The sequence below is a fragment of the Nitrospirota bacterium genome (assembly GCA_035516965.1).
Lineage (GTDB): Bacteria > Nitrospirota > UBA9217 > UBA9217 > UBA9217 > MHEA01.
The window spans coordinates 60,112-86,157 of sequence record DATIZR010000116.1; the positions used below are offsets into that span (position 1 = coordinate 60,112).

The following is a 26,046-nucleotide window of genomic DNA, read 5'->3' on the forward strand; positions in this document are numbered from 1 at the left end:
GAAAGAGCGGTGTCACAGCGTTCCGGGGTGATATCAAAGCGAGAATATTTCAGAAACCTCGTACCGGTCTGCCGTGTAGAGGGTCACGCCGCCGGAAAGCACGCTTCGGTGCGTCCTGAGCGCCACATCGGGATGGTTGTTCTGCTCGGAGAGATGGGAGAGGCAGGCCCACTTCAGCCTCTTTGCTTCTGAGGCGCGGCGCAGGAGCTCCGCTGCCTCGAGGTTCGAGAGATGGCCCCCGGGACCCTTGATCCTCTGCTTCAGATACGCGGGGTAGGGCCCCGCTGCCAGCATGTCGGGATCATAGTTGCTCTCGAGAAAGACGGCGTCAAGAGAGGCGACCACGGAAATGAGGTCTCTGAACACATGTCCCAGGTCGGTCATGATGCCGAGCCGTTTTCCCTCCGCCTCGACGATGAACGCGCAGCCGTCAGCGCCGTCGTGCGGGGTAGGAACCGACTGCACCAGCACGTCGCCAAACCTGATCTTGTCGCTCGAACGGAAATGCCGCACGTCCTTCAGGCTCCCGAGCGTGCACCGCGACGACGCCGCGGCGAGCGTGGCCGGCGTCACGTAAATGGGAAGGCCAAACTTGCGGTGGAAGACGCCGGCATGGCGGATGTGGTCTCCGTGGTCATGGGAAATGATCACCGCGTCGACGGCGCGGATGTCGCGTCCGTGCACGGCAAGACGGTCGGCGGCCTGCACGCCGCTGATTCCGGCGTCGAAGAGAAGGCGCGCCTCCCGCGTTTCGACATAAATGCAGTTGCCGCTGCTCCCCGACTGTAGCGAAATGGCGATCATGACCGGCTTCACTGTAACAGTGATTCGACTTCTTGTCAACCAGGATAAGGTGAATCGGTCAGACAGCATGGCATCCGGGGCTCGAAGCCTCTGTTATCACCTTTGCAACCCCCGTGGTTTCATGCCTGCCTAGGAACTTTTCGCGGAATTGTGACCCGGCGGATGTGATCGGCCTGCTGAATATTCAAGGGTCATGGATCATGATGCAGCGAGCTGCAAGAAGAATTTCTTTTTCTGAAGGGATATAAAATTTGGGGCATCACATCATATAAATTCAGCATAGATATTGTCCGATATTGACTTGACACCGTCCGATTCCGGACAGAATAGTTGCTGAGTATTTTGCAATCTGCTGTAAATGCACCCATTTTTTTATGGCATTTTATTTGCTCATCATCGTACATGCATTGAGCAGGAAAGGTGGGGTGAAGCCATGAGTGTTTTGATCGAGAGGAAAGTGCCATCCATTACCAACAAGGCCAAGCTGAACTGCTGGGAGTATAAAAAATGCGGACGCCAGCCCGGCGGTCACAAGGCAAGCGAACTGGGCATCTGCCCTGCCACGATCGATCATGGGCTTGATGGCACCCACGGGGGAAAGAACGCGGGACGTGCCTGCTGGGTGGTCGCCGGATCGCTGTGCGGTGGAAAAATCCAGGGTACCTACGCGAGAAAACTGCTGAACTGCTGGCGCTGTGAGTTCATGATCGCGGTGAAGCTGGAGGAGGATGACATGCCGTTCGGTTTTTCCCATACCCGTCTCGGCATGGTGCGGTCTCTCGAGAAGCAGAGAGCGGAAGGTTCGGAGCCGAAGGAGCAGCCCGTACCCGGGGAGATGCCGGGTCTCCGCCATCCGCACCGGGAGGGCGGACCGGCATGATTTTCTCTTGAGGGCGCGCCTGCCGTTGTTTATAATGAACCCATGCAGGCACCTTCAGCCCTCACGAATGTCAGCATTGTGCTGGTGGATACCAAGACCGCGGAGAACATCGGCTCCGTTGCACGATGCATGATGAACATGGGCCTTTCCCGACTGGTGCTCGTGAGGCCGCCCCGCGACCGGGACGGCGCCCGGAAGCTCGCAGCGGGAGCCGGGCAGATACTGGACGCGGCAGCGGAATACTCCTGCCTGCGCGATGCAGTTTCCGGTCTGAACCTGGTAATCGGAGTATCGCGCCACCGGGGCAAACTGCGCCGGAATGTGCACACGCCCCGCGAAGCAGCCGCCGATGTCCTTCCCCTGCTTTCCGCGAATACCGTTGCACTGGTCTTCGGGAACGAAGTGAACGGACTGGACCGTGAGGACCTGGCGAACTGCCACGAATTCATCGCGATTCCGTCGTCGGACGCGTTTCCCTCCCTGAATCTGTCCCACGCCGTCATGGTGGTGGCCTATGAGTTTCTTGTGGCGGCCCAAGGTCCGGTCACCCCGGACAGCGCCGAAGTGGCGGTGCAGGACGAACTCGAGCAGTTCTATGCCCATCTGGAGGCGACCCTCCGGGAGATCGGGTTTCTCGATGGACGGCATCCGGACCGGATCATGTTCGCGATGAGGCAGCTGTTCGGACGAACGCGTCTCGACTCGAGGGAGGTCAGCATGCTCCGCGGCATACTCAGGAATGTTGGCCGTACGAGCAACGGAAGCGGTTGAAATGGACAAGCCTCAAGCCATGATTATCATATGATCTTCATCCAGCATCTCCGATTGACAGCTTTTTTCCGGATCGGTAAAATACTTTAGTTCTATTAAAATAAGCATCCACGCAGAGGTTGAAAAGGATCAAAGCCAGATATATGCAATCATAATCTTACGAACAGGGGGAGTATTGAGAGATGGCCAAGCTGAACGAAGCGGGACACATGGTTCTTGAGAGTGCCGGGAAAATGAACTGCTGGGAACACAAAAAGTGCGGACGCCAGCCGGGCGGCAGTAAATCGGCCGAGCTGGGCATCTGTCCGGTCACGATCTATGCCGAGCTCGACGGCGCCCACGGCGGCAAGAATGCCGGCAGGGCGTGCTGGGCCATTGCGGGGTCGCTCTGCGGCGGCAAGGTCCAGGGGACCTATGCGCAAAAGCTGCACAACTGCTGGCGGTGCGATTTCATGAACAGGGTGAAGCAGGAGGAAGAGCCGAACCCGCATGGTTTCTCGGCGACCCGGCTGGGGATGGACAAAGTGATTGAGAAGCAGAATGCGAAGTCGGCCGTGGCACCTGCCGCCGGCCAGGAGCAAAAGCGTCATTGATCAGGCCGCAGGGCGGGCCTTTCGCTTTGCGTGAACCAGTGGTTATTTTTCGAACGGAACAGAGAACCACAGCATCAGCAGACGGAATCCTGCGGGCTGTGGTTTTCTTTCTAAGCCCTAATCCGCCTGCCTTCTTAAAAACGTGGGCTTGTCCAGGTCCTCGCTGTCGATGCCGAGAGCCTCGTTCTTGAACTCGAAGGCCTCCTGCTGCCGCCGCCTGGGCTTCTCGACGACCTTCATGTACTCCTTCAGGTTGACCGGCCGCTTCACCCGCTCGCGGATGCCCTCCTCGTCGAATCCGGTGGCGATCACCGTCACCATCACCTCTTCGCTCATAACGGGATTGATCACCGCACCGAAGATGATGTTCGCTCCCGGGTCCACCTCTTCCTTGATGATCGCCGAGGCTTCGTTCAGTTCGTAGATGCCCATGTCGTTGCCGCCGGTGATGTTCAGCAGCACGGCGCGGGCGCCCTTGATGGAGCCGTCCTCGAGCAGCGGGCTCGCGATCGCTTTCTGGGCCGCCTCCATCGCCCTGTTCTCGCCGCGCGCGACGCCGGTCCCCATGACCGCCCTCCCGCGGTTCGCCATCACCGTCTTCACGTCGGCGAAGTCGACGTTCACGTAGCCCGGGATCATGACCACGTCGGAGATCCCCTTGACCGCCTGGCCCAGCACGTCATCGGCCAGCCGGAAGGATTCGAGCAGCGTCGTCCGCTTCTCGGCCAGGTTGAGCAGCCGCTCGTTCGGGATCACGATGAGCGCGTCCACGTTCTTCTTGAGCTCGGCAATGCCTTCATCGGCCTTCTGCATCCGGGCCACGCCTTCGAAGGTGAACGGCCTGGTCACGACGGCCACCGCGAGCGCGCCGACCTCGCGGGCGAGCCCCGCGATCACCGGCGCCGCGCCCGTGCCCGTGCCGCCGCCCATGCCCGCCGTGATGAAGACCATGTCCGAGCCGGCGAGGGCCGCCTTGATCTTCTCGGCGTCCTCCAGCGCGGCCGACCGGCCGATCTCGGGATTGGCGCCCGCCCCGCGTCCGTTCGTGATCTTCGAGCCGATCTGCAGCTTCGTGGTTGCCTGCACGCGGTCCAGGGCCTGCATGTCCGTGTTCGTCACGATGAACTGCACACCCAGGATGTCGGATTTGACCATGGTGCTGACGGCGTTGCTCCCGCCCCCTCCGACGCCGATGACCTTGATCACCGCCGGCAATCTTTCCTCCTCGAATTGGAACATCCCGCTTGCCCTCCTCTCCTCCCGCGCGTCCGGGCAAGGTCCCTGCCGCTCTCCCCCGCCCTCGCCCGCGACAAAATCCATGATGTCCTGGAAACCTAATTCGAGCTTATCGTCCATGACCCCTCCGGGTGATTCATAAAAGCATTGGAAATTGAAGATTGTTAATTCTCGATATTCAGTTTGAACGCACGCCTTACCTTTGATATTTGCAATTTGCCCTTTGCATTATTCAATGCGGCTTCAACCGCTAAATGTACTCTCCCAGCCACTTCCAGATCCGGTTCAGCGCGCCCCCGCCCTTGAACTTGCGCGGGGCCTCACGCTGGTTATCCGCACCGTAGAGCACGAGCCCGACGCCCGTCGCGTAGATCGGGCTGTTCACGACATCCATGAGGCCGCCGATGTCCCGCGGTGTGCCGCGCCGGATCGGCAGCCCGAGGAAGCGCTCCGCCGCCTCCTGCATACCCTCCATGAGTGCGACGCCGCCGGTGATCACGATGCCCGATGCGAACATGTCCTCGAACCCGGTCTTCTTGAGCCGCTGCTGGACCATGCCGAAGAGCTCCTCCACGCGGGGCTCGATGATCTCCGACAGTATCTGGCGCGACAGCAGCCGGGGGGGCCGCCCGCCCACGCTCGGCACGTCCAGGGTCTCCTCGTGCTTGACGAGCGATGACAGCGCGCACCCGTACTTGATCTTGATCTTCTCGGCCTCGGACGCCGGGGTCCGGAGGCCGATCGCGATGTCGTTCGTCAGGTGGTTTCCGCCGATGGGCAGGACCTCGGTGTGCCAGAGGCTTCCCTCAAGGAAGAGCGCCACGTCCGTCGTCCCGCCCCCGATGTCCACCACGACCACGCCCAGGTTCTGCTCTTCCTCGGTCAGGACGGCTCTGCTCGACGCGAGCGGCTGCAGCGCCAGGTCGCTCACATGGAGCCCGGCCCGCGAGCAGCTCTTCACGATGTTCTGGATCGAGGTCAGCGCCCCGGTGATGATATGCACCTTGGCCTCGAGCCGGACGCCGAACATGCCGAGGGGGTCCTTGATGCCATCCTGGTCGTCGATGATGAACTCCTGCGGGAGCACGTGGAGGACCTGCTGGTCCATGGGGATGTTCACCGCGCGGGCGGCGTCGATCACCCGCGCAATGTCCGTGGCCCCCACTTCCTTGTTCTTGATGGCCACGACCCCGCGGGAATTGATGCCCTTGATATGGCTTCCGGAGATGCCCACGTACACCGAATTGATCTCGACTCCGGCCATCAGCTCCGCTTCCTGCACCGCCTTTTTGATGGATTCGACGGTGCTGTCGATGTTCACGACCACGCCCTTCTTCAGGCCGAGAGACGGGCTGATGCCGATGCCGATGATGTCCACCTGGCCGCCATCCTTGACCTCGCCCACGATGGCGCAGACCTTGGTCGTGCCCAGGTCCAGGCCGACGATCACATTGTCAAGTTTTTTCACCACGGCGTCCTCCGTTTTGCACAGGCTCCCCCTGCCGGCATCCGCATGAGCAGTCGGGATCGATCGTCCCGTCACGATCGAAAGCGTCTCGGGCTTCGCTGTTGATCAGTGGCGCTGATCGGCAGGCAGCCGCTTGTTGCCGGGATTTTTTTTCGCGCCCATCACTCCCGGGCCCCGGGCCGTTTTCACCGCCATCACTGCGGCCTGGCTCTCGGCGCGGAGGTCCACATAGGCGATGTCCAGATTGCGCTGTTTCACGTCCGCCATCACCTCGGCGAGCCGGCGCAGCTTCTCTGCGTACCTGCCGCTTCCGATCTTGAACTCATGGCCGGCGTACACGACGCTCAGTGATTCCGGCGATGCCGCCCTGATCGTGACGTCGGCGGGCTTCCACCCTCCCCGGGATTCGATCTCGGCCAGGAGTGTCAGCGCCTCACTCAGGCGGTCCGTCATGACGGACTCCCCGGGACGCGTTCTCAGGTCCCTGATCACCACGGTGGGCAGCTGCCGTTCGGCTGCCGACTCCTGCACAGCCCGGTCGATCACGAATTCCTCGTGATCGACAAGATAGCGGCCCATATCGGTCTCGAGCACCGCTGCAGGAACGCGCTCGACGACTTCCATCGTAATCCTGTTCGGCAGGCGCCGGTGGATCCTTACGTCCCTGATCCAGGGATTGGCGCGGGCCCGCCGCGCAGCTGCCTCGAGGTCGACACGGAAGATGTTCTGGCCCGTAAAGGGTCCCACGATGCTCTTGAGCTCGGCATCCTTGATCTCATGCACCCCCCTGACGTCGACGCCCGATATCTGGAACCAATCGGCATGGGTAATCATGCCGTAGGCCTGCCAGGAAAGCCAGACCGCCGCCGCGGCCAGAAGGAGGACCAGGACCGGGAGAACGCTGCCCAGAAGCCTTGACAGGGAGGCGCCCCCCTTCCTCCTTCCGCGGCCGGCCTCGACGCGCTTGACGCTCCCCCGGCCTGCTCTGCTTCGGTGTTTTGCGGGAACCTTTACGTTCTTATAGTCGCGCACAATCCATCCGCCGGCAGTATCTCGCGCCCTTGCCGATCATCACTTCTCCGCCACCGCCATCCGCAGGATCTCCTCGACGAGGTCCGGGAAGGATATCCCGACGCCCCTCGCGATATCCGGCAGCAGGCTCGTTGCGGTCATGCCCGGCAGGGTGTTCACTTCCAGGATGTACGGATCTCCGGCATCGTCGATGATGAAGTCCACGCGGCTGTAGCCGCGGCAGCCGATGGCACGGTGCGCGGCCAGGCCCGCCCGGAGCGTCCGCTGATACACGGCCTCGGGGAGCCGAGCCGGGAAGAAGTGGTCCGACATCCCTTCCTTGTATTTGGCCTCGTAATCATAGAAGATGTTCTTCGGTACGATCTCGATGGCGCCGAGGGCCCGTTCGCCGAGGACGCCCACCTGCACCTCTTTGCCCTTCATGAACTTCTCGATCAGGATCTCTCCGCCGTAACGGAAGGCGAGCTCGATCGCGTTGCCGGCCTCCTCCTTCGTGAAGACAAGGCTTACGCCCACGCTCGATCCCTCGGCATGCGGCTTGACCACGGCAGGCAGACCGATGCGCGCGAATGCCTCTCCGGCCTTTCCGGCATCGGCCCGGCTCAGCACTTCGTAGGGGCCGACGAGCAGGCCCTGCGACCGGAAAACCTGCTTCGAGACGGTCTTGTCCATGCCGATGGCGCTCGCGAGAATGCCCGAGCCCGTGTAGGGGATGCCCATCACTTCGAGCATGCCCTGGATGGCCCCATCCTCGCCGAACTTCCCGTGGAGCGCGATGAAGGCCGCCTCGACGCCCTTCGCGCGGAGCGACGCGGCCACGTCCCTGCCCACGTCGATGGCGACCGGGCCATACCCCTTTTCCTGCAAAGCCTTCAGGATGGCGGCGCCGCTCGCGAGCGACACCTCGCGCTCGGATGAGAGGCCGCCCATGAGGACGCCGATCTTTTTGTTCGTAACGAGAGCCATAGAATCTATTCCCTCTGCCGTGCATGGTCACGAATCTTCACGAATGAAACAGATTTTTCTTCACCTTCATTCGCGTTCATTCGCGGCGGCTGCTGTTTCAGTCTTCCCCGATGATCTTGATCTCCGGCTCGAGCCGGACGCCGTGCGTGTCCAGGACGGCCTGCTTCATGATCTCCATGAGCCCGAGCACGTCCTTCGCCGTCGCCTTGCCCGTGTTTATGATGAAGTTGGCATGCTTCTCGGAGACCTGCGCACCGCCGACGCTTCGACTTTTCAGGTGCGCCGACTCGATCAGCCTGCCCGCAGCTTCCTCCTGGGGGTTCTTGAAGATGGAGCCGGCGCTCGGCGCCCCCCAGGGCTGGTGCTGCTTCCTCTTGTCCTGCAGCTCCTTGACGTGCGCCCTGATCTTCTCCTTGTCCCCCCGGCGCAGAACCACCCGGGCCGCGACGACGACGTGGCCCTCGGGAACGTTCGCGGTCCGGTAGCCGAACCCCATCTCATCCCGCCCCCGCTCGACCAGCTCGCCGGTGGGCGCGATCAGCGTCACCGCCTCGATGATGTCTCCGATCTCTCCCTCCGCGGTGCCGGCATTCATACAGACCGCCCCGCCGACCGTCCCCGGAATGCCGGTCGCAAACTCGAGCCCGGTGAGCCCCTGTTCCAGGGCAAAGGCGTGCAGCTTCGGAAGGGCGGCGCCCGCCTCGGCGGAGACAACCACGAACGTCCCGCCCACGGACCGGTACTCCCGCTCCATCCTGATCGCGTCCATGCGCTGGAGGCTGATCACCACGCCGCGGAACCCGCCGTCGCGCACGAGGAGGTTGGTGCCTCCCCCCAGGATGAAATAGGGCTGGCCCGCCTTCCTGACCTCGCGCAGCAGGACCCGCAGGTCCTCGGCGTCCGCGGGATAGGCGAGGAGGTCCGCAGGACCACCGATGGTGAAGGACGTATGCCGGCTCAGTGGTTCATTCCGTTTCTGCTCACCCTTAATGGCTATCGTTTCCATATCTCATTTTCTCCAGGACCTGCTCCCCGATCTTCCAGACATCGCCTGCGCCGAGCGTGATCAGGAGATCACCCTTCCTGAGCACGCCGAGCAGGTGGTTCACAACGGTGTCCCTGTCGGGGAGGAACGTTACATCCTTATGGCCATACCGCTTGATGCCTTCGTAGAGCGCGTGACCGGAGACGCCGGGAATCGGCTTCTCTCCGGCCGCGTAAATCTCCATGACGATCAGCGTGTCAGCCTGGTTGAAGGCGGTGAAGAAATCCTCCATCAGGTGCTGCGTCCGGCTGTACCGGTGCGGCTGGAACACGACCACGACGCGCCTCTCGAGGCCCGCGGCGGCGGCCGCCAGCGTCGCCTTCACCTCTGTCGGGTGATGGCCGTAGTCGTCCACGACGATGACGCCGTTCACCTCGCCCTTGACGGTGAAACGGCGCTGCACACCGCTGAACTCCCTGAGCGCCTTCCGGATGACCTCGATGTCGATTTCCAGCTGCCGGCCGACCGCGACTGCAGCGAGGCTGTTGCTGATGTTGTGGAGGCCGGGCACGGAGAGCTCGAACCAGCCCAGGTCCTGGTCGCGATGCACGACCTTGAAGCGGGCCCCGAGGGGCTTGAGGGACACTTCCTTTGCCTGGTAGTCGGCCTGCGAGCTCATGCCGTAGGTCTCGAAGCGCTTCTGCACATGCGGGATGAGCGCCTGGATGTGGGGCTGGTCCAGGCACAGGATCGAGACGCCGTAGAACGGGACCTTGTTGATGAAGGTGAGAAAGGCGTCCTTGATCTCGTCGATGTCCTTGTAAAAGTCGAGGTGCTCCGCGTCGATCGTGGTCACGACGGCGATCGTCGGCGAGAGCTTGAGGAAGCTCCCGTCGCTCTCGTCGGCCTCCGCCACGAGGAACTCGCCCTGGCCCAGCTTCGCGTTCGTGCCGATGCTGTTCAGTTTGCCGCCGATCACGACCGTCGGGTCGATGCCGCCCGCCGCGAGCACCGTCGCCACCATCGAGGTCGTCGTGGTCTTGCCGTGGGCGCCCGCGATCGCCACGCCGTACTTCAGCCGCATGAGCTCGGCCAGCATCTCCGCCCGGGGTATGACGGGGATCTGCTGCTCCCGGGCTGCGATCACCTCGACGTTGTCGTCTTTCACGGCCGACGAGATGACCACCACGTGCGGCGCCGTGACGTTCTCAGCCCGGTGGCCGATCGCGATCTCGCCGCCCAGCTTTCTGAGACGCTCCGTTGTGTCCGACTCCCGCATGTCCGAGCCCGACACCCGGTACCCGAGGTTCAGCAGCACCTCGGCGATGCCGCTCATGCCGATGCCGCCGATGCCGACAAAATGAATGTGTTTAATCTTTTTGAACATAGTCCTTGCAGATCCCTGCGATCTCCTCTGCGGCCGTATTTGCCAGGGGAGCCGCTCCCGCCGGCCTTGCCCCGGCATATTTTGCGATAAGACCCGCCAGCAGCTCAGGCGTCAGGTCCTTCTGAATGATCACCTCGGCCGAGCCGCGCGCCGCCAGCGTCCTCGCGTTGTGCTCCTGGTGGTTGTCCGCGGCAAAGGGAAAGGGAACGAGGATCGCCCGTTTCCCGCAGACCGCCAGTTCGGCCACGGTCGTGGCTCCCGAGCGCGACACCACCAGGTCCGCCGCGGCGTATGCCCCCGCCATGTCATGGATATAGGGAAGCACAACGGCCCTGACCCCCGCGGTCCGGTATCCTGCGCCCACCTCTGCGGCGTCCCTCTCCCCGGTCTGGTGCAGGACCTGGAGGCCGGGGACGTCCTTCAGCAGCGCGGCAGCAGACCGCATGGCCGCGTTGATCGCGTGCGCGCCGCCGCTCCCGCCCATGACGAAGAGCGTGAAGCGGTCCTGGTCGAGCCCGAAGTGCCTGAGCGCCGACTCGTGGTTTCCCCGCTCGATCCCCTTTCGGACGAGCGGACCGGTCTCATAGGTCTTCCGCTTCGCGAAGAAGCGCTGTGCGTCCGCTCCCGGAAAGCAAAGGATCACCTTGTCGGCAATCCTGCCGATCATCCTGTTCGCCATGCCGGCGTACGAATTCGGCTCGACCACGAGCACCGTGATGCCCGTCGCCCAGGCCGCGAGCGCCATGGGCCCGGAGGAATACCCGCCCACGCCGATGACGATGTCGGGCCTCACCTCATGGATCAGACGCGCGCACTGGACCAGGCTCCGGGGCAGCGTCACGATCGTCTTCAGGATTGCGAGAAACTTCATGCCCTTGAGCTTGCCCACGCTGATGAATCGTATTGGTAGCCCCTCCCGGGGCAGCACCTTCGCCTCGATCCCCTGTTCGGTACCCACGAACAGCACATTGCTGCCCCGCACCTTCAAGAGCTCCCGGGCAATGGCGATGCCCGGATACAGGTGCCCCCCCGTGCCTCCGCCTGCGATGATTACCTTCATGGCTCTCTGCGTCCTTTTCCTGACCCCTCACTCTGAAGCCTCACGTCTCACGCCGTATAACCCGCGACTCGTTATGCCGCCTCCCTCGATACGTTCAGCAGCACGCCGACGGCCGCCATGGTGATCACGAGCGACGATCCCCCGTAGCTCACGAGGGGAAGAGCGATGCCCTTGGTGGGGAGCAGGCCGGTCACGACGGCCATATTGATCATGCCCTGCAGGCAGATCAGGAGCGTGATCCCCAGCGCGAGCAGTCTCGTGAACACGTCGCGCGCTGCGATGGCGATGCGTACCCCGCGCCACAGGATGACCAGGAACAGCACCAGAACGACCAGCGCGCCGATCAATCCGAGCTCTTCGCCAATCACGGCATAGATGAAGTCCGAATGCCGTTCCGGAAGGAACAGCAGCTTCTGCCTCCCCTCGCCCAGCCCCCGGCCGAACACGCCTCCGCTCCCGAAGGCCAGGAAGGACTGGATGATCTGGTGCCCGGACCCCTGGGGATCGGACCAGGGGTCGAGGAACGCCGTGATCCTGCGCAGCCGGTAGGCCTTGTGCGCGACGGCAAAAAAGACAAGGGGCAGGGCCGCGGCGGCCGTGCCGCCCAGGTGCAGGACGTTCGCCCCGCCCGCGAACAGCAGGATGCAGGCGACCCCCGCGAGGGTCATCGCGGCCCCGAAGTCGGGCTGCCGGATCGCCAGAAGCAGGAAGGCGCCGACCACGACATAGGCCGGGACCAGCCCGTTCGTGAAGTCGCGGATCCGCTCCCCCTTCTTCGCGATGAAGTAGCTCAGGTACACGACCAGCGCGAACTTGGCGAGCTCCGACGGCTGGAACGACAGCATGCCGAACCGCAACCAGCGGCGGGATCCGTTGATCTCCCTGCCGACGCCGGGAACGAGCGTCGCCGCGAGCAGCGCCAGGGACACGAAGAGGAGCGCGAGCACCACGCGCTGGTCCGCGAACAACCGGTGGTCCAGCCGCATCGTCACGGCCATGGCCGCAAGGCCGGCGATAGCCCAGAGGAGCTGGCGTTTCATGAAGAAGGCGGCATCGTCATAGGTCGTGAGCGCCACGATGCTGCTCGAGCTGTAGACCATCACCACGCTCACGATCAGGAGCGACAGGATGGCGAGGAGCAGCGTGCGGTCGTACTGTCCTTTATGGCTTGTTGCGGTCATCATTTCGTATGCTCTCTCGCGCGGAACGCGGAGTGCGCCGGCGCCGGTCCCAGTGCCCCCTCGTGCTCCGAGCAACACGCCCGCGCTACAGCGTGTGCACCGCCTCCTTGAACTGCCTCCCGCGGTCCTCGAAATCCTTGAACATATCGAAGCTCGCGCACGCCGGGGAAAGCAGCACCACGTCGCCATGCGACGCCCGCGAGGAGGCGAGCGCGACCGCATCCTGGAGCGTCTCCGCGAAGACCGTCTCGGTCGCGGTGCCGAGGGCCCTGGCCATGGCGTCGGCAGCCTTGCCGATCAGGATCAGCAGCTTCACTCTTTGCCGGAACAGATCATGGAGCGGGCTGAAATCGCTGCCCTTGTCCAGACCCCCGGCGATAAGGATCACGGGCCGGGTGAACCCCTCGACGGACTTGACCACCGCCCCGACGTTCGTGCCTTTGGAGTCGTTGATGTAGGTGACGCCGTTCTTTTCGCGCACGAACTCCAGGCGATGTTCGAGGCCGGGGAATTCCCGGAGAACGGCCGCGACGGAGGCATCGTCGGCGCCCGCCAGCAGGGACATTGCCGCCGCGGCAAGAGCGTTCTCGAGGTTGTGCACGCCCTTGATTCTGATCTCGTCAGCCCGCAGGATTCGCCGGCCGTTGAACGTCAGCCATCCGTCGAGCACGCAGGCCCCCGGGTTGAACCGGAGCCGGCGCGAGAAGGGTATGACCGTGGCCGCGCTCCGCCTGGCCATGGCCTTGACGATGTCATCGTCGAAGTTCAGAACGAGGAAGTCCCCCTTCCGCTGGTTCCGGAAGATCCGGGCCTTTGCCTCCGCATATTCCCCGATGCTGCGGTAGCGGTCGAGGTGGTCCTGGGTGACGTTCAGGACCGAGGCGACCTTCGGCCGGAAGGTCTCGATGTCCTCGAGCTGGAAGCTCGACAGCTCCGCCACGATCCAGTCCCGCCCCCTGAGCGCCGCCGGATCCCCGGTCAGGGCGTTGCCGATGTTCCCGGCCACGAGCACCTTCTTCCCGGCGCGCTCGAGCATGAGGCCCGTAAGCGTCGTGACCGTTGACTTGCCGTTCGTTCCCGTGATCCCTACATAGGGCGCGTCGGACAGGAGCCAGGCAAGCTCGAGTTCGCTGATCACCTTCACGCCGCGCCGCCGCGCCGCCAGCACCTGAGGGATCTTGGGAACGCCGGGTGAGAGCACGACAAGATCGGCCTCCCGGAAGATCCGGTCCGGATGTCCGCCTGCTTCCACAGAGATGGCCCTTGTGCCGAGCGCTTTCACCTGGGCGACAAGCTGATCGAGCGGCTTTTTGTCCGTCACCGTGACGCGGGCACCCAGCGCGTGGAGCGCCCGCGCCGCGGCAATGCCGCTCCTGGCCATGCCCACGACCGTCACCCGCTTGTTCTTGAAATCCGGTTTCACCCCGCCTCCACATCAAAATCTTTTCACCACAGAGATCACAGAGGAGATTCAAAAGAATTTAGGAATAAACAACGTTGTGTTATTTTTTTTATCTTCCCTTTTCTAGCTTCTCACTTTTCTCTGTGACCTCTGTGGTTAAAAATCTTCTTTCTCACCTCAGCTTCAGCGATCCCAGCGATACCAGCGCCAGGATGACCCCCACGATCCAGAACCGCGCGATCACCTTGGACTCGGGCCAGCCGATCTGCTCGAAGTGGTGGTGGATCGGCGCCATCCTGAAGACCCGCTTGCCCGTGAGCTTGAACGATGCGACCTGGAGCGCGACGGACAGCGTCTCGGCCACGAAAATGCCGCCGACAACGACCAGGATCAGCTCATGCTTGGTAACGACCGCGAGGGTGCCCAGGGCGCCGCCGAGCGACAGCGATCCGACGTCTCCCATGAAGACCTCGGCCGGGTGGGCGTTGTACCAGAGGAACCCGAGGCTCGCGCCGAGCAGCGCGCCGCAGAAGATCACGAGCTCTCCGCTGCCCGGGATGTAGAGGATCCTCAGATACTCGGCCGTGATCCGGTTTCCCCCGACGTACACGATCACGGCATTCGCCGTGGCCGCGATGCCGACGAGTCCGATGGCCAGCCCGTCCAGGCCGTCCGTCAGGTTGACCGCGTTCGAGGAGCCCACGATGACGATGGCGACGAAGGGAATGTAGAACCAGCCGAGATCGAGCAGAAAGCTCTTCATGAACGGCACGGACAGCAGGGTCGCGTTCCGGTCGCCGGAAAACTTGAACAGGAACAGGGCGACGGCCAGCGAGGCCGCGATCTGCAGCCCGAACTTCTGCGTTGCCGAGAGCCCCTTGGACCGTTTCTTCACCACCTTGAGGTAGTCGTCCCAGAAACCGATCCCGCCGAAGGCTGCCGTGGCAAAGAGCACGACCCAGACGTACTTGTTCGACAGGTCGGACCAGAGCAGGGCTGACGACACCAGCGCCATGATGATCAGGATCCCGCCCATGGTCGGCGTGCCCTGCTTCGAGAGGTGTGTCTTCGGCCCGTCGTCGCGCACGTGCTGTCCGACCTTGAGCCTCCGGAGCCAGGCGATCACCGGCTTGCCGAAGAGAAAGCTCACCAGGAGGGCCGTGAGCACCGCGCCCGCGGCCCTGAAGGTGATGTACTTGAACACGTTGAAGCCGCTTACCAGCTTACTCAGCGGATACAGCAGGTGGTACAGCATCAGAATTCCTCCAGGATCTTTTCCATCTTCATGCCGCGCGATCCCTTGACCAGCACGGCGTCGCCATTCCGCGAATGCGCCCGAAGCAGCTCCGCGGCCTCCCGGTGCGATGCGGCAGCGAACAGACTGCCCTTCGGCATCCCTTCCGCGGCTGCACCCTCGAGGATATGGCGTGCGAGCGTTCCGAACGCGATGACCGCGTACACACCGAGCCGCGCGGCGATCCTGCCCGCCTCGCGGTGTTCCCCGGGGCCGGCATCGCCCAGCTCCAGCATGTCGCCCAGGACCGCGACGGACCTCGCGCCGGGCCTGAGCGTGACCAGCGTCTCGAGCGCCGCCCGGACCGACCCGGGGTTGGCATTGTAGCAGTCGGCCAGCACGGTCCTCCCGTGCAGGACCTTGATCTCGGACCGCATGGCGACCGGGGCGAACTCCTCGAGCCCGTCCCGGACGGCTTCGAGGGGCAGTCCCAATGCCGTTGCCGCGGCGGCGGCCGCGAGGGCGTTGGAGATATTGTGCCTTCCGACCGACCGGAGCCGGACCTTCGCCTGCTCGCCCCCGCTGGTCAGGGTGAAGTCGGTCGAGTCCTTTTCCTGACGGATGCCGGACGCCGTGACGTCGGCCTTCCGGTCGACCCCGTAGGTGATGACCTTCCCGCTCCACCTGCTCCTGAGCAGATCGAAATAGCGGTCGTCGGCATTCAGCACGGCGGTCCCCCCGGGCTTCAGGTTCGCGAGAAGCTCCGCCTTTGCCTCGGCAACCGTGTCCGTTGAGCCCAGGAACTCCAGGTGGGCCGGCCCGATGTTCGTGATGACGCCTACATCGGGATTCACGAGCCGGCCGAGCAGATCGATCTCGCCGAGCGCGCTCATGCCCATCTCGATGACTGCGGCCCGGTGCCCGCTATCGAGTGTGAGCAGCGTGAGCGGCACGCCGATGTGGTTGTTGAGATTCCCCTCGTTCTTGAGAACCGGACCCCTGCGCCTGAGGATGCTGGCAAGCATTTCCTTGGTCGTGGTCTTGCCGTTGCTGCCCGTGATGCCGGCAAAGGGGACCGCAAATTTTTTCCGGTGCGTCAGAGCCATCTCCTGGAGGGAGAGCAGCGTGTCCTCTACGGCGAGGATGTTCTTGATGCCGCCCAGGCTTTCATAGCGCAACTCCAGCGCGGACCTGTCCACGAGCGCGCCCCAGGCCCCCTTCTTGATAGCATCGCGAACAAAATCGTGGCCGTCGAACCGGTCTCCCTTGAGGGCTACGAAGAGTTCACCTTCCTTGATGTTCCTGGAGTCTATGGACACGCCCTTGATCTCCATCCGCTCCATCCTCTCGAGAAGTTCGTCCAGCTGCTTTTTTTCAGGATCGTTCATATCAAACCACGGAACAGAGAGGTCAAAACACAGAAGGCGGACTAAACTCGTTCATCAAGCGCCACCAGTCCATGCTCTGTCATCTGCCCCCTGTCTTCTGCCTCTTCCGTATCTCTTCCCGTGCTACCTCGCGGTCGTCGAAATGGTGCTTCGTCGTGCCGACGACCTGATAATCCTCGTGCCCCTTGCCGGCGAGCACGACCACGTCGCCCGGCCGCGCCGCCCGGATCGCCGCGGCTATGGCTTCATGCCGGTCCGGAACGACAGCGTAGGGTTTGCCGCCCGCTGCCGCGGCGGCCGCATCCGGCGTCGCCGGCCCGGACCCGTCGGTCATCCCGTTCTCGATCTCCGCGATGATGTCGAGGGGCTCCTCGGTCCGGGGGTTGTCCGACGTGACGATCACGATGTCGCTGCCCCGGAGCGCCGCGGCGCCCATCTTCGGCCGTTTGGTCCGGTCCCGGTCCCCGCCGCAGCCGAAGACCGTGATCACCCTGTTTTCCGCTATTTCCCGCACGGCCTCGAGCAGCCGCACCAGCGCGTCCTCGGTATGCGCATAATCAACGACCACTCCGAAGGGCTGGCCCAGGTCGACCTTCTCCATGCGGCCGGGCACGGCCTTCATCGCCCGGATGCCCTGCGCGATCGCGTCCCTGCCCAAGCCAAGCGCCGTCCCGATCCCCACCGCGGTAAGGATATTGTAGATATTGTGCCTTCCCACGAGCGGCGATTCGATCGCCACGGCACCCGCAGGCGTCGACACCGTGAAGGCCAGTCCCGCAATGCCGTGCCGGATCTCCCCGGCCGGATGTACCGCCGCGCTCCCGGTCATGCCCGTGCTCACGACGGGTGCCCGCGTCGCGCCGATGACCTCATCGGCCCGCGGGTCGTCCCGGTTCACCACGGCGTGACCGCCGGCGGACAGGCCCGTGAAGAGCCCGAGCTTCGCCTGGAAGTAAGCGTCCATTGACCCATGAAAATCCAGGTGGTCCTGGGTCAGGTTCGTGAACGCCGCGGCCCTGAACGTGCAGCCCCGGGTCCTGCCGAGCGCAAGCGCGTGCGACGAAACCTCCATGACGCAGTAAGTGGCGTGCAGCGCAACCATTTCGGACAAAAGCCGCTGGAGATCGAGCGATTCCGGCGTGGTGTTCGGCGCGGGATACACGCGGTCTCCCACGCGGTAATCGATGGTCCCGATCAGCCCGCAGGAATGGCCCGCGGCCTCGATGATCGACTTCACGAGATAGGTCGTTGTCGTCTTGCCGTTCGTGCCGGTGACGCCGACCAGCGCGAGCCGGCCCGACGGATGTTTGTAAAAGGCATCGGCAACGAGCGCGAGCGCCGCGCGGGAGTCTTCCACGATGATCTGCGGGACCCCGGCTTCTGAGGCGGCCTGGTCGCGGGACTCCGCAATGACCGCGACCGCACCCTGCGCGAGAGCCGGGGGAATAAACCGGTGGCCGTCCGAGTGATATCCTCGCACGGCCACGAACAGGGAACCCGGCCTTACCTTCCGGGAGTCATAGACAATGTCTGACACCTCCCTGTCCCGCTGTTCCGGAGACAGGGTCGACTGGCTCTTGAGGCTGCTGAACAATGCACCGAGCTTCATCGGGTAACCAGGAGCATCCTCCCTCCCACATCATCGGGCGCCGCCTGCAGATAGGCGAGGCTCTGCTCCGCAACGGCTTTGAACACCGGGGCCGCAACACTGCCCCCGTAGATGACACCCTCGGGGCTGTCGACCATCACGAGGATCACCAGCCGCGGCGAGACCGCCGGGACGAACCCCACGAAGGAGCTGACATAGTTCTTCTTCGAATATGCATGGGTCCTCTGGTCGATCTTCTGCGCCGTGCCGGTCTTTCCCGCAGCCGTGTAGCCCGCCGGCTTTGCCTTGTCGCCGGTGCCAGATTCCACGACCCGCTGCAGCATCATGGCGACCTTCGCGCAAGTCTCCGGGCTGATGGCCCGTCCCACAACCTGGGGCCCGAACTTCCTGCCCTCGTGCCCTTCACCGTCGACGATCTCGGAAACGACATAGGGCTTCATGAGGGTCCCGCCGTTGGCGAGGGCGCAGTACGCGGCGGCGACCTGGATCGGCGTCACGCCGATCCCCTGCCCGATCGCGATCTCCGCGAGAGACACGCCGGACCACAGCCGCGGGTCCCTGACGAGGCCCGGGATCTCGCCCGGAATGTCGACGCCCGTCTTTCGTCCGAACCCGAAGGCGGCAATGTACCGCGAAAACCGCTCCTTGCCCACGCGCTGGGCGATCTTGATGGTGCCCACATTGCTCGAATGGGCGATCACGTCGGTGAAGGTGAGCACGCCGTTCTCATGGGCGTCCTTGATCACGCGGTCCGCGACCTGGATGCTGCCGGCGCTGCAGTCGAACCGCTCGAGCGGATGGGCCACTTTTTCTTCGAGCGCCGCGGCGGCCAGGAAGGGCTTGAAAATGGACCCGGGCTCGAAGACGTCGGTCACGCAGCGGTTCCGCCATTCCTCCGGGCGGTAATGCTGAGGCTCGTTGGGATTGAACGGCGGCCGGCTCGGCCCGGAGGTGCGCACGGCGAGCGCAAGCACTTCACCGGTCTTCGGGTCCATCACGATGCAGAAGCCGCCCCTTGCACGGGCACTGCCCAGCATGCCGTCCAGCTCCTTCTCGGCAATATGCTGGATCACCTCGTCGATGGTCAGGATGATATCATGGCCGGCCTTGGGCAGCTGGTACCCCAGGCCCGGGCCGCCGGGAAAGACCGTCCTGCCCACGGCGTCCTTTTCTGCGAGCACCCATCCGTACGCGCCGTGCAGATACTTGTCATAGGCCCGCTCGATCCCCTCGAGCCCTTCGTTGTCCACCCCGGTGAAGCCGAGCACGGGCCCGGCGAGCGTTTTCTTGGGATAGAACCGGCGGGGCTCGGCCTGCAGGCCGATCTGCTTCGAGTCGAGCTCTTTCACCCTGCGGGCGCGGTCCGGCTCCACCTTCCGGCTGAGCCAGACGAAGTGCCGGTCCCCCTCCAACTTGCGCTCCAGCACGCGGGGGTTCTCCTGCAGGATGAGGGAGAGCCGCCGCGCGACCTCCCGCGGGTTCCCGATCATCGACGGTACGCCGTAGACGGAATCCACGTCCAGGCTCACCGCAAGTTCCCGGCCCATGCGGTCATAGATGGTCCCCCGCTTCGGCTCGAGCTTGACGAGGCGCTCCTGCTGCCGCTCCGCCCGCGTCGACAGTGCGGCCCGCTCAAAGACCTGGAGATACACGAGCCGCATGGCCACGAGAGAATAGCCCAGGGCCATCACCAGCAGTACTGCGAGTATTCTCCCCCGTCGATCCATGTCAACCCCGCCCTATTCTCCGGGCGCCGCCTTTCTCCTCACCATGACCACATTTTCCTTGGGCGGCCTGACCATGCCCATGTGCCTGGTCGCGATCTCCTCGATGCGCGCCGGCGACGACAGACTCGACGCCTCGATCCGGAGCGACCGGTTCGCGCGTTCCAGCTCTTTTTTTTCGTGCTCCAGCGCTTCGATCCGGTACCCCAGCCGGACGATGCTCACCTTGCCGGCAACGTACAGGATCAGCGAAGCAATGATCAGCAGGACGACCAGGACCCTCCTCAGGCTGCCCTGCCTGCTTCGTGCGAACATGAAGGACCCAATGTCACCGGCCCGTGAAGTCATGATGTTTTCCCCAATAGGAGCCCCCGCCCCTCACCCATGCGCCGGTCGTCACAGCTTCTCCGCTGCCCGGAGCTTCGCGCTGCGCGACGCGGGGTTTTTTGCCACTTCATCCGGACCCGCCGTGAGGGGGCGTTTCGTAAGCACCCGGAGGGTCGGCTGTTTCCCGCAGCTGCAAACCGGCATCTTCGGCGGACAAATGCACCCCTTTGCCGCCGCGGCAAAGGTCTGCTTCACGATCCGGTCCTCCAGTGAGTGGAAGGAGATGACCGCGATCCTGCCGCCCGGCGCCAGGAGCGGGATCATCCCGTCAAGCCCTTCCTGGAGGGCACCCGTTTCATCGTTCACTGCGATCCGCAGCGCCTGGAAGGTGAGCGTGGCAGGATGGATCCTGCGGGGAGGGTAGGGGGGGAACACGCTCGAAACGATCCGCGCGAGCTGCCCCGTGGTGGCGACCGGCTCCCGGACCCTCGCCCGGTCAATGGCGCTTGCTATGGCGCCTGCCCTGCTCTCTTCTCCGTACTCGCGGAGGATCTTCGCAAGCCCGGTACGGGAAAGTGTGTTCACCAGATCGGCCGCTGTCTGCGGCCTGCTCAGGTCCATGCGCATGTCCAGCGGCCCGTCGATCATGAAACTGAAGCCCCGGCCGGGCGACCGGAGATGGAACCAGGAGACCCCGAGGTCGAGCAGGATGCCGTCCACGGACACGCGCCCCAGCTCGGAAAGCACGGCCGGCAGGTCCCGGTAATTGGCCTGCCTGAGGATCGCCCGGCTGCCGAAGGGTGCGAGGGCCGTTCTGCAGCGGTCGACCGCTTCCGCGTCCTGGTCGAGCCCTATCAGGACCCCGTCCGGCGCGGACCGCCGCAGGATCTCCGAAGCATGTCCGCCGGCGCCGAGCGTCCCGTCCACGTAGACCCCGCCGCGCCGCGGCGCCAGCAGGTCAACGGCCTCGCGGAGAAGGACGGGGATGTGCTCTACGTTCAGAGCTGCAGGTTCGGTGTTCGGCGTGTTCGTTCCATCGTCTTCTGCTGCTTCACTGCTCATTCCTCACTCCGAACACCCCGCTCCTCGCTCCTCGCTGATCCATCACAGCCCCAGCGGCAGGTTGGTGGCGGGTTTTGCGACGCCGAAGCTCTTCGCCGCCTGCTGGGCAGAATCGAAGACCTGGAACTCTTCGAGTACGCCCGTGGTCCGGAAGATATTCTTGAGATACTCGGACATGCCCGCGAGCCGGATGTCGCCGCCGAAGGACTGGAGCCGCTTCTTCTCCTCGACAAGTGCCGGTAGGACCGTGAAGTGAACATGCTCCGCTGACTCGAAGTTCAGGATCAGCCCGTACATCTCGCCCTTGATCAGCTGGCCGATGACCCTGCCGATCTCGGCCATTTTAGCCGCGTCGATCTCGCCTTCCAAGTTCATCTGATATACTTTGAGCTTCGTATCCATATCAAAGGCCCAGTGTGGCGAGCGCCTCGCCGATCTTGTCGCCGTTTTGAGAATGTCGCGCCTCCCACGCCTTCGCGTCCCAGATCTCGATCTTGTTCATGATCCCGACAAGCAGCACGTTCTTGCTGATCCCCGCCTGGTCGCGGTGCGACGGCGGGATGAGAATCCGGCCCTGCTTGTCGAGCTCGCACTCGGTCGCCGTGGAGAAGAAGAACCGCATGAAGTCCTTCACCTCCTGCTTCATCATCGGCAGGGTCTTGATCTTTTCTTCCAGCTTCTCCCATTCCTCGAGCGGATAGACCGTGAGGCACTTGTCAAAGTCCATGGCCAGCACGAGCTTGCCCTCGTAGCGGTCCGCAATGATATCGCGGAATTTCGACGGAACGCTCACCCGGCCCTTGGAATCGACAGAATGTTCGAAGCTGCCCCTGAACATGATTCTCCCCAAGTAATACCACTGTTTCCCACTTTATACCACTTAATGGCCAAAGTATATAATCTGGGCTTTTCAATGTCAAGAAAATTATTAATATTTTCAGCTCTTAGGCAGTGGGGTAGTCCGGAGAAGAAGTCGGGGTTTTATAATGACAGAAGCGCATGAAATCAGTATTATTAAGTACCCAGGCACGAGATACCGGATGACGCCGCAGAAAACACAGCGCCAGCAGCGTTCGTCTGTTCCCTCTTGTATGCTCACTATCTTCTGTATGCCTGATCTTTTTTCTGACTTCTGAATGACAACGGACTATTTCATAGCCGCGGACGATGAGCACATCAGGCGGGAGAAGGCCAAAGCGCGCGGGCTCCGGCAATCGCAGTGGTGGAAGCGAAGGCGTTCGAGCGGGGTCTGCTACTACTGCGGCCGCGTGTTCAAGCCCGCGGACCTCACGATGGACCACCTGGTCCCGGTCGCACGCGGGGGCAGGTCAGTGCAGGGGAACGTGGTGCCGGCGTGCAAGGAGTGCAACAGCAAAAAAAAATATCTCCTCCCCATGGAATGGGAGGAGTATCTTGCATCGCTGAAATCGTCGCCGCATTCTGATGCGGATGAGCATGATTAGGTCTCTCGAGGTCTGCCCCTCTGCTGCTCCCTACGCCGCCCGCTCCCATCCCACGCGCACGAGTTTGTTGTCATGAGACCAGTTGTAGGACAATTCTCCGTGGAAGGACTTGTTGATCGCCCTGCCAAGCCGCTGAGCGAGTTTTTCATTGGTAGTGAATATGACCAGCGATCCCGACCCGTTCTCCCGTACGGACATGACGCGCTCCAGCGGGTTGAAGCCCCGTGCACGCTCCTCCTCGTTCCTGATGAGGTTCAACAGTTCCTGCTTATGCCCGGCGACGTATTCGCCTTTCAGGGTCACGATGCCTCCCGGAAAATCATCGCGGATCTTGAGGCAGGCGGGGCAGACGATTTCAACACCGTTCTTCTTCGTCGTCTCGTACAGCGCCTCGTCAGCGTACCACCGCTTGTTCTGGTAGACGGCATGGCACGTACCGCACACCGACGCGCTCTGGCTCGCGCCCCGCGGCAGGTACGTATCCGATGTGGCTATCTTCTTCTTGTACTGGAGCTGGTATGGTCTGCTCATTGTCCTCATAACGGGCCTCCTTGCCTATTCCTTCATTTAGATAAGGCCGTTCACGCCGCCTTCAGCTTCCTTCGAATGTCCGGGAACTGACTCTTGAATTCGGGCATGGCACGGGACAGGTATATCTTGATCGCTTTGAGCTCTTCGAGAACATCCTGCATTTCCACGTCGAGCATGACTTCGTGCCGCTTCAGGCTTTCGGCGAGCTCCAGCAGGGCGGTCTCCTGGATCTTCAGCCGCTCCGTCAGATCGCTTTCGATTTTCCGTGCCATGAGGGCCTCCTCTCGTTACCGGTTCAGTTTTATTCCAAGCTTTTGCTCCACGGACTCGAGCTTTGCTTCCATGCGCTTCTCTTTGCCTTTTCGGTCGTCGATCTTGATCGAGGTCAGCACGCGCTCAGAGCCTCTCATCACCATGTCATGGCATTTCCTGATCACGCCCATCACCGCGTCCCAGTCCCCTTCAACCACGGTGCCCATGGGGTTCGCCTTGTAGCTTACGCCGCTTTCAGCCACGATCTTCATGACCTCTGCGACGAAAGGACTAACACTTGCGCCTGTTCCCAAGGGAACGATGCTGAACTCTGCGAGCACGCTCATAGAATCGCCGCCTCCATTGATCGAAATCGATTCGCTCTCCTTTCATCTTAAGTATAGCCCCTGCCCCTCAAGGTGTAAAGGCAGCCCCCAAGCCTGTTTTCCCGTTGAAAATAAAAATGCCCTGTGCAATAATTCCGGAACTGATGATCGTTCTGCAACATAAGCCTTACAGGTGGAGACACCACCGGCAGGGCCGGGGGGACTGCAAGTCGCGGGATTCATGCAACGTCCTTTTCGTACTCGCTCGGTCGGTGTATATGAAAAGGGCCGCATACTATATCTATCCGAGGAGGACATACCATGAAAAAGAGTTTGATCTCAATCTTCATCATTCTTTCCCTCTCGGCGCTGCCGTTCCTGGCTGTTGCCGCGGAACGGACGAACAACCCTGGATCAGCAGATACAAAACAGAAAGAACAGTCGCAAAAAAGCATGGAGGAGCGGTTCCGCAAGATCGGCAAGGACCTTGACGATCTGGAGGAGAAAAGCCAGTCCCTCGCGGAAAAGACAAAGAAGGACATGGACCGCCATATCAAGGAAGCGGAGCAGAAACGGAAGGCGGCAGGCCGAAAGCTCGAGGAGCTGAAGACGGAAGGAATGGAAAAGGAGAAAAAGCTCAAAAAGGACCTGAATGCGGCATTAGATGATTTCGAAGAGGCATTTGAAAAAGCGAAAGCGCACTTCAAGGAATAGGATCTCTCATGTCACGTATCGGAAACCTGCTGATTGATCTACCGGAAGACCGCTCGCGTGAGATCTTCGAGACGGTGCTTGAGGCGAAAGGTTTCAAACTCGAGCGGATCGTTTCCACTGGCCAGGCGACCCGGCCCGGCCAGTGGTATGACCAGGAACAGGACGAATGGGTCGTGCTCCTGTCAGGGGAAGCGAAGCTGAGCTTTGAGAACGGCGACGCGGTCGCGCTCCGTCCCGGCGACCACCTGCTCATACCCCGCCATAAGCGGCACCGGGTGGAATGGACCGCGAAGGGAGTGCGGACGGTCTGGCTCGCGCTGCATTTCGATTAAGCTATATATAACCACGGATGAACACGGTGGAGGGCCGGGTCCTCCGAATGGTCTCTTGACAGTCAGCTGCTCCGGCGGTGGGATGGCCTCTTTCTCACTAGCCGTCATTCCAGTCTTGAACACGGAATCCAGCGACTTTTGACAAGACCCTGGATTCCTGCTTACGCAGGAATGACGAATAATCGTCTTTCCCTGTTCATCCGTGGTTAGATACTGTTCTTAATCTAAGTTTTATCCCGTTCGTCCGTGGTTACTCCCCGCCTCAGGTTTTTCCAAATTCCTTGACATTTTCGCCCTCAATTGTTATGTTACCGAGCCCCGATTTAATGGGACGCAATTGCATGGACTACTCCGACGAAATAAAGAAGCGAAGGACCTTCGCCATCATCAGCCACCCCGACGCGGGCAAGACCACGCTGACCGAGAAGTTTCTGCTCTTCGGCGGCGCGATCCAGGTTGCCGGCGCGGTCAAGTCGAACAAGATCCGGAAGAGCACCGCGTCGGACTTCATGGACATCGAGCGGCAGCGCGGCATCTCCGTGGCCACGTCGGTCATGGGCTTCGACTACAACGGCCTCAAGATCAACCTGCTCGACACGCCGGGCCACAAGGACTTTGCCGAGGACACGTACCGGACGCTGACCGCCGTGGATAGCGTCATCCTCGTGGTGGACTGCGTCAAGGGCGTGGAGGAGCAGACCGAGAAGCTGATGCAGGTCTGCCGCATGCGGAACACTCCGGTCATCATCTTCGTGAACAAGCTCGACCGCGAGGGCAAGAACCCCTTCGAGCTCCTGGCCGAGCTCGAAAGCAAGCTCTCCATCCGGGTCCAGCCGCTCTCCTGGCCGATCAGCATGGGCACCTCCTTCAAGGGCGTGTACAACCTCTACAACCACAGCCTCCACCTTTTCCGTCCCGGCGGCGTGACCGTGGCCGAGGACGTGCTCGAGATCAAGGGAATCGCCGACCCCGTGCTCGACCAGCAGCTCGGCGACTATGCCGCGCACCTCCGGGAGGACGTGGAGCTGATCGAGGGCACCCACAACCCCTTTGATGTGAGCGAGTATCTGCGAGGCGAGCTTGCGCCGGTCTTCTTCGGCAGCGCGATCAACAACTTCGGCGTAAAGGAACTACTGGATACCTTCACCGAGATCGCGCCCACGCCCGGGAGCCGCCCGACGGACGTCCGCATGGTCGGGCCCGAAGAGAAGGACTTCACCGGCTTCGTGTTCAAGATCCACGCGAACCTCGACCCGCGCCACCGCGACCGCATCGCCTTCATCCGCGTCTGCTCCGGAAAGTTCGAGCGGAACAAGATG

28 protein-coding genes are annotated in these 26,046 nt (G+C 62.4%); 7 read left to right on the forward strand and 21 right to left on the reverse strand.

Annotated features, from left to right (window positions below; translation table 11 throughout):
• Nucleotides 1–33: 33 nt before the first annotated feature.
• Nucleotides 34–804 (reverse strand): MBL fold metallo-hydrolase, encoded by a 771-nt coding sequence (locus tag VL197_16755; GenBank protein ID HUJ19639.1) that lies wholly within the window; start codon nt 802–804, stop codon nt 34–36.
• A gap of 433 nt (nt 805–1,237) precedes the next feature.
• Between VL197_16755 and VL197_16760 the strand changes: the two genes are divergently transcribed.
• The 3 genes from VL197_16760 (at nt 1,238) to VL197_16770 (ending at nt 3,048) form a co-directional block, all read left to right on the forward strand.
• Complete coding sequence (locus tag VL197_16760; GenBank protein ID HUJ19640.1) at nt 1,238–1,684, forward strand: hypothetical protein; 447 nt, start codon at nt 1,238–1,240, stop codon at nt 1,682–1,684.
• 42 nt (nt 1,685–1,726) lie between these two features.
• Entirely contained in the window at nt 1,727–2,455 is a 729-nt protein-coding gene (locus VL197_16765) for an RNA methyltransferase (GenBank protein HUJ19641.1), read from the forward strand.
• 182 nt (nt 2,456–2,637) lie between these two features.
• Nucleotides 2,638–3,048 carry a hypothetical protein gene (locus tag VL197_16770; protein ID HUJ19642.1) on the forward strand — a complete coding sequence of 137 codons (411 nt, stop codon included), beginning with the start codon at nt 2,638–2,640 and terminating at the stop codon, nt 3,046–3,048.
• 117 nt (nt 3,049–3,165) lie between these two features.
• Here VL197_16770 and ftsZ read toward each other — a convergent pair whose 3' ends face one another.
• The 17 genes from ftsZ to mraZ form a co-directional block, all read right to left on the reverse strand.
• Nucleotides 3,166–4,287: a cell division protein FtsZ gene (gene ftsZ / locus VL197_16775; protein ID HUJ19643.1), complete on the reverse strand. Its 1,122-nt coding sequence runs from the start codon at nt 4,285–4,287 to the stop codon at nt 3,166–3,168.
• A gap of 247 nt (nt 4,288–4,534) precedes the next feature.
• Nucleotides 4,535–5,755 (reverse strand): cell division protein FtsA, encoded by a 1,221-nt coding sequence (ftsA, locus tag VL197_16780; protein ID HUJ19644.1) that lies wholly within the window; start codon nt 5,753–5,755, stop codon nt 4,535–4,537.
• 102 nt (nt 5,756–5,857) lie between these two features.
• Nucleotides 5,858–6,784: an FtsQ-type POTRA domain-containing protein gene (locus VL197_16785; GenBank protein HUJ19645.1), complete on the reverse strand. Its 927-nt coding sequence runs from the start codon at nt 6,782–6,784 to the stop codon at nt 5,858–5,860.
• Between the two features lie 39 nt (nt 6,785–6,823).
• Nucleotides 6,824–7,750 (reverse strand): D-alanine--D-alanine ligase, encoded by a 927-nt coding sequence (locus VL197_16790; protein HUJ19646.1) that lies wholly within the window; start codon nt 7,748–7,750, stop codon nt 6,824–6,826.
• Between the two features lie 97 nt (nt 7,751–7,847).
• Nucleotides 7,848–8,756, reverse strand: coding sequence for a UDP-N-acetylmuramate dehydrogenase (gene murB, locus VL197_16795; GenBank protein ID HUJ19647.1), 909 nt, complete (start codon nt 8,754–8,756; stop codon nt 7,848–7,850).
• On the reverse strand, nt 8,737–10,122 hold the full coding sequence (gene murC / locus VL197_16800) for a UDP-N-acetylmuramate--L-alanine ligase (GenBank protein ID HUJ19648.1): 1,386 nt from the start codon (nt 10,120–10,122) through the stop codon (nt 8,737–8,739). The genes murB and murC overlap by 20 nt, the downstream gene beginning before the upstream one ends.
• Nucleotides 10,106–11,182 carry an undecaprenyldiphospho-muramoylpentapeptide beta-N-acetylglucosaminyltransferase gene (murG, locus tag VL197_16805; protein HUJ19649.1) on the reverse strand — a complete coding sequence of 359 codons (1,077 nt, stop codon included), beginning with the start codon at nt 11,180–11,182 and terminating at the stop codon, nt 10,106–10,108. The genes murC and murG overlap by 17 nt, the downstream gene beginning before the upstream one ends.
• A 71-nt stretch (nt 11,183–11,253) precedes the next feature.
• The gene (gene ftsW / locus VL197_16810; protein HUJ19650.1) at nt 11,254–12,366 is read right to left on the reverse strand and encodes a putative lipid II flippase FtsW; all 1,113 of its coding nucleotides are present in this window, start codon (nt 12,364–12,366) and stop codon (nt 11,254–11,256) included.
• Nucleotides 12,367–12,448: 82 nt separating this feature from the next.
• Nucleotides 12,449–13,786, reverse strand: a complete 1,338-nt coding sequence (gene murD / locus VL197_16815; GenBank protein ID HUJ19651.1) for a UDP-N-acetylmuramoyl-L-alanine--D-glutamate ligase — start codon at nt 13,784–13,786, stop codon at nt 12,449–12,451.
• 151 nt (nt 13,787–13,937) lie between these two features.
• Nucleotides 13,938–15,020, reverse strand: a complete 1,083-nt coding sequence (mraY, locus tag VL197_16820; GenBank protein ID HUJ19652.1) for a phospho-N-acetylmuramoyl-pentapeptide-transferase — start codon at nt 15,018–15,020, stop codon at nt 13,938–13,940.
• Complete coding sequence (gene murF, locus VL197_16825) at nt 15,020–16,387, reverse strand: UDP-N-acetylmuramoyl-tripeptide--D-alanyl-D-alanine ligase (GenBank protein HUJ19653.1); 1,368 nt, start codon at nt 16,385–16,387, stop codon at nt 15,020–15,022. The genes mraY and murF overlap by 1 nt, the downstream gene beginning before the upstream one ends.
• Nucleotides 16,388–16,466: 79 nt before the next feature.
• The gene (locus VL197_16830) at nt 16,467–17,996 is read right to left on the reverse strand and encodes a UDP-N-acetylmuramoyl-L-alanyl-D-glutamate--2,6-diaminopimelate ligase (GenBank protein HUJ19654.1); all 1,530 of its coding nucleotides are present in this window, start codon (nt 17,994–17,996) and stop codon (nt 16,467–16,469) included.
• Complete coding sequence (locus tag VL197_16835; GenBank protein HUJ19655.1) at nt 17,993–19,723, reverse strand: penicillin-binding protein 2; 1,731 nt, start codon at nt 19,721–19,723, stop codon at nt 17,993–17,995. The genes VL197_16830 and VL197_16835 overlap by 4 nt, the downstream gene beginning before the upstream one ends.
• Before the next feature lie 12 nt (nt 19,724–19,735).
• A complete protein-coding gene (gene ftsL, locus VL197_16840; protein HUJ19656.1) occupies nt 19,736–20,035 on the reverse strand; it encodes a cell division protein FtsL in 300 nt (99 codons plus the stop codon).
• Nucleotides 20,036–20,116: 81 nt separating this feature from the next.
• Nucleotides 20,117–21,049 (reverse strand): 16S rRNA (cytosine(1402)-N(4))-methyltransferase RsmH, encoded by a 933-nt coding sequence (gene rsmH, locus VL197_16845; GenBank protein HUJ19657.1) that lies wholly within the window; start codon nt 21,047–21,049, stop codon nt 20,117–20,119.
• 102 nt (nt 21,050–21,151) lie between these two features.
• Entirely contained in the window at nt 21,152–21,511 is a 360-nt protein-coding gene (locus tag VL197_16850; protein ID HUJ19658.1) for an STAS domain-containing protein, read from the reverse strand.
• Nucleotide 21,512: 1 nt separating this feature from the next.
• Nucleotides 21,513–21,947 carry a division/cell wall cluster transcriptional repressor MraZ gene (gene mraZ / locus VL197_16855; protein ID HUJ19659.1) on the reverse strand — a complete coding sequence of 145 codons (435 nt, stop codon included), beginning with the start codon at nt 21,945–21,947 and terminating at the stop codon, nt 21,513–21,515.
• Nucleotides 21,948–22,245: 298 nt separating this feature from the next.
• On the opposite strand from mraZ, the gene VL197_16860 reads away from it, so the two are divergent.
• Nucleotides 22,246–22,572, forward strand: a complete 327-nt coding sequence (locus VL197_16860) for an HNH endonuclease (protein ID HUJ19660.1) — start codon at nt 22,246–22,248, stop codon at nt 22,570–22,572.
• Between the two features lie 30 nt (nt 22,573–22,602).
• Here VL197_16860 and VL197_16865 read toward each other — a convergent pair whose 3' ends face one another.
• Genes VL197_16865 through VL197_16875 form a run of 3 tightly spaced genes read right to left on the reverse strand, consistent with a single transcriptional unit; the run spans nt 22,603 to nt 23,702 of the window.
• The gene (locus VL197_16865; GenBank protein ID HUJ19661.1) at nt 22,603–23,112 is read right to left on the reverse strand and encodes a BCAM0308 family protein; all 510 of its coding nucleotides are present in this window, start codon (nt 23,110–23,112) and stop codon (nt 22,603–22,605) included.
• Between the two features lie 41 nt (nt 23,113–23,153).
• Nucleotides 23,154–23,375 (reverse strand): hypothetical protein, encoded by a 222-nt coding sequence (locus tag VL197_16870; GenBank protein ID HUJ19662.1) that lies wholly within the window; start codon nt 23,373–23,375, stop codon nt 23,154–23,156.
• A gap of 15 nt (nt 23,376–23,390) precedes the next feature.
• Nucleotides 23,391–23,702 carry an MTH1187 family thiamine-binding protein gene (locus VL197_16875; GenBank protein ID HUJ19663.1) on the reverse strand — a complete coding sequence of 104 codons (312 nt, stop codon included), beginning with the start codon at nt 23,700–23,702 and terminating at the stop codon, nt 23,391–23,393.
• 300 nt (nt 23,703–24,002) lie between these two features.
• On the opposite strand from VL197_16875, the gene VL197_16880 reads away from it, so the two are divergent.
• From VL197_16880 to VL197_16890, 3 genes are all read left to right on the forward strand, one after another.
• Nucleotides 24,003–24,395, forward strand: coding sequence for a hypothetical protein (locus VL197_16880; protein ID HUJ19664.1), 393 nt, complete (start codon nt 24,003–24,005; stop codon nt 24,393–24,395).
• A gap of 8 nt (nt 24,396–24,403) precedes the next feature.
• A complete protein-coding gene (locus VL197_16885; protein HUJ19665.1) occupies nt 24,404–24,727 on the forward strand; it encodes a cupin domain-containing protein in 324 nt (107 codons plus the stop codon).
• Between the two features lie 341 nt (nt 24,728–25,068).
• On the forward strand, nt 25,069–26,046 hold a 978-nt coding region (locus tag VL197_16890; protein ID HUJ19666.1), incomplete at its 3' end, for a peptide chain release factor 3.

Coding starts and splice junctions, on each gene's coding strand:
- VL197_16755 (HUJ19639.1), bottom strand. CDS start 804: ATGATCGCCATTTCGCTACAGTCGGGGAGCAGCGGCAACTGCATTTAT.
- VL197_16760 (HUJ19640.1), top strand. CDS start 1,238: ATGAGTGTTTTGATCGAGAGGAAAGTGCCATCCATTACCAACAAGGCC.
- VL197_16765 (HUJ19641.1), top strand. CDS start 1,727: ATGCAGGCACCTTCAGCCCTCACGAATGTCAGCATTGTGCTGGTGGAT.
- VL197_16770 (HUJ19642.1), top strand. CDS start 2,638: ATGGCCAAGCTGAACGAAGCGGGACACATGGTTCTTGAGAGTGCCGGG.
- ftsZ (HUJ19643.1), bottom strand. CDS start 4,287: ATGTTCCAATTCGAGGAGGAAAGATTGCCGGCGGTGATCAAGGTCATC.
- VL197_16790 (HUJ19646.1), bottom strand. CDS start 7,750: ATGGCTCTCGTTACGAACAAAAAGATCGGCGTCCTCATGGGCGGCCTC.
- murB (HUJ19647.1), bottom strand. CDS start 8,756: ATGGAAACGATAGCCATTAAGGGTGAGCAGAAACGGAATGAACCACTG.
- murC (HUJ19648.1), bottom strand. CDS start 10,122: ATGTTCAAAAAGATTAAACACATTCATTTTGTCGGCATCGGCGGCATC.
- murG (HUJ19649.1), bottom strand. CDS start 11,182: ATGAAGGTAATCATCGCAGGCGGAGGCACGGGGGGGCACCTGTATCCG.
- ftsW (HUJ19650.1), bottom strand. CDS start 12,366: ATGATGACCGCAACAAGCCATAAAGGACAGTACGACCGCACGCTGCTC.
- mraY (HUJ19652.1), bottom strand. CDS start 15,020: ATGCTGTACCACCTGCTGTATCCGCTGAGTAAGCTGGTAAGCGGCTTC.
- murF (HUJ19653.1), bottom strand. CDS start 16,387: ATGAACGATCCTGAAAAAAAGCAGCTGGACGAACTTCTCGAGAGGATG.
- VL197_16830 (HUJ19654.1), bottom strand. CDS start 17,996: ATGAAGCTCGGTGCATTGTTCAGCAGCCTCAAGAGCCAGTCGACCCTG.
- VL197_16835 (HUJ19655.1), bottom strand. CDS start 19,723: ATGGATCGACGGGGGAGAATACTCGCAGTACTGCTGGTGATGGCCCTG.
- ftsL (HUJ19656.1), bottom strand. CDS start 20,035: ATGTTCGCACGAAGCAGGCAGGGCAGCCTGAGGAGGGTCCTGGTCGTC.
- VL197_16850 (HUJ19658.1), bottom strand. CDS start 21,511: ATGGATACGAAGCTCAAAGTATATCAGATGAACTTGGAAGGCGAGATC.
- mraZ (HUJ19659.1), bottom strand. CDS start 21,947: ATGTTCAGGGGCAGCTTCGAACATTCTGTCGATTCCAAGGGCCGGGTG.
- VL197_16860 (HUJ19660.1), top strand. CDS start 22,246: ATGACAACGGACTATTTCATAGCCGCGGACGATGAGCACATCAGGCGG.
- VL197_16865 (HUJ19661.1), bottom strand. CDS start 23,112: ATGAGGACAATGAGCAGACCATACCAGCTCCAGTACAAGAAGAAGATA.
- VL197_16870 (HUJ19662.1), bottom strand. CDS start 23,375: ATGGCACGGAAAATCGAAAGCGATCTGACGGAGCGGCTGAAGATCCAG.
- VL197_16875 (HUJ19663.1), bottom strand. CDS start 23,702: ATGAGCGTGCTCGCAGAGTTCAGCATCGTTCCCTTGGGAACAGGCGCA.
- VL197_16880 (HUJ19664.1), top strand. CDS start 24,003: ATGAAAAAGAGTTTGATCTCAATCTTCATCATTCTTTCCCTCTCGGCG.
- VL197_16885 (HUJ19665.1), top strand. CDS start 24,404: ATGTCACGTATCGGAAACCTGCTGATTGATCTACCGGAAGACCGCTCG.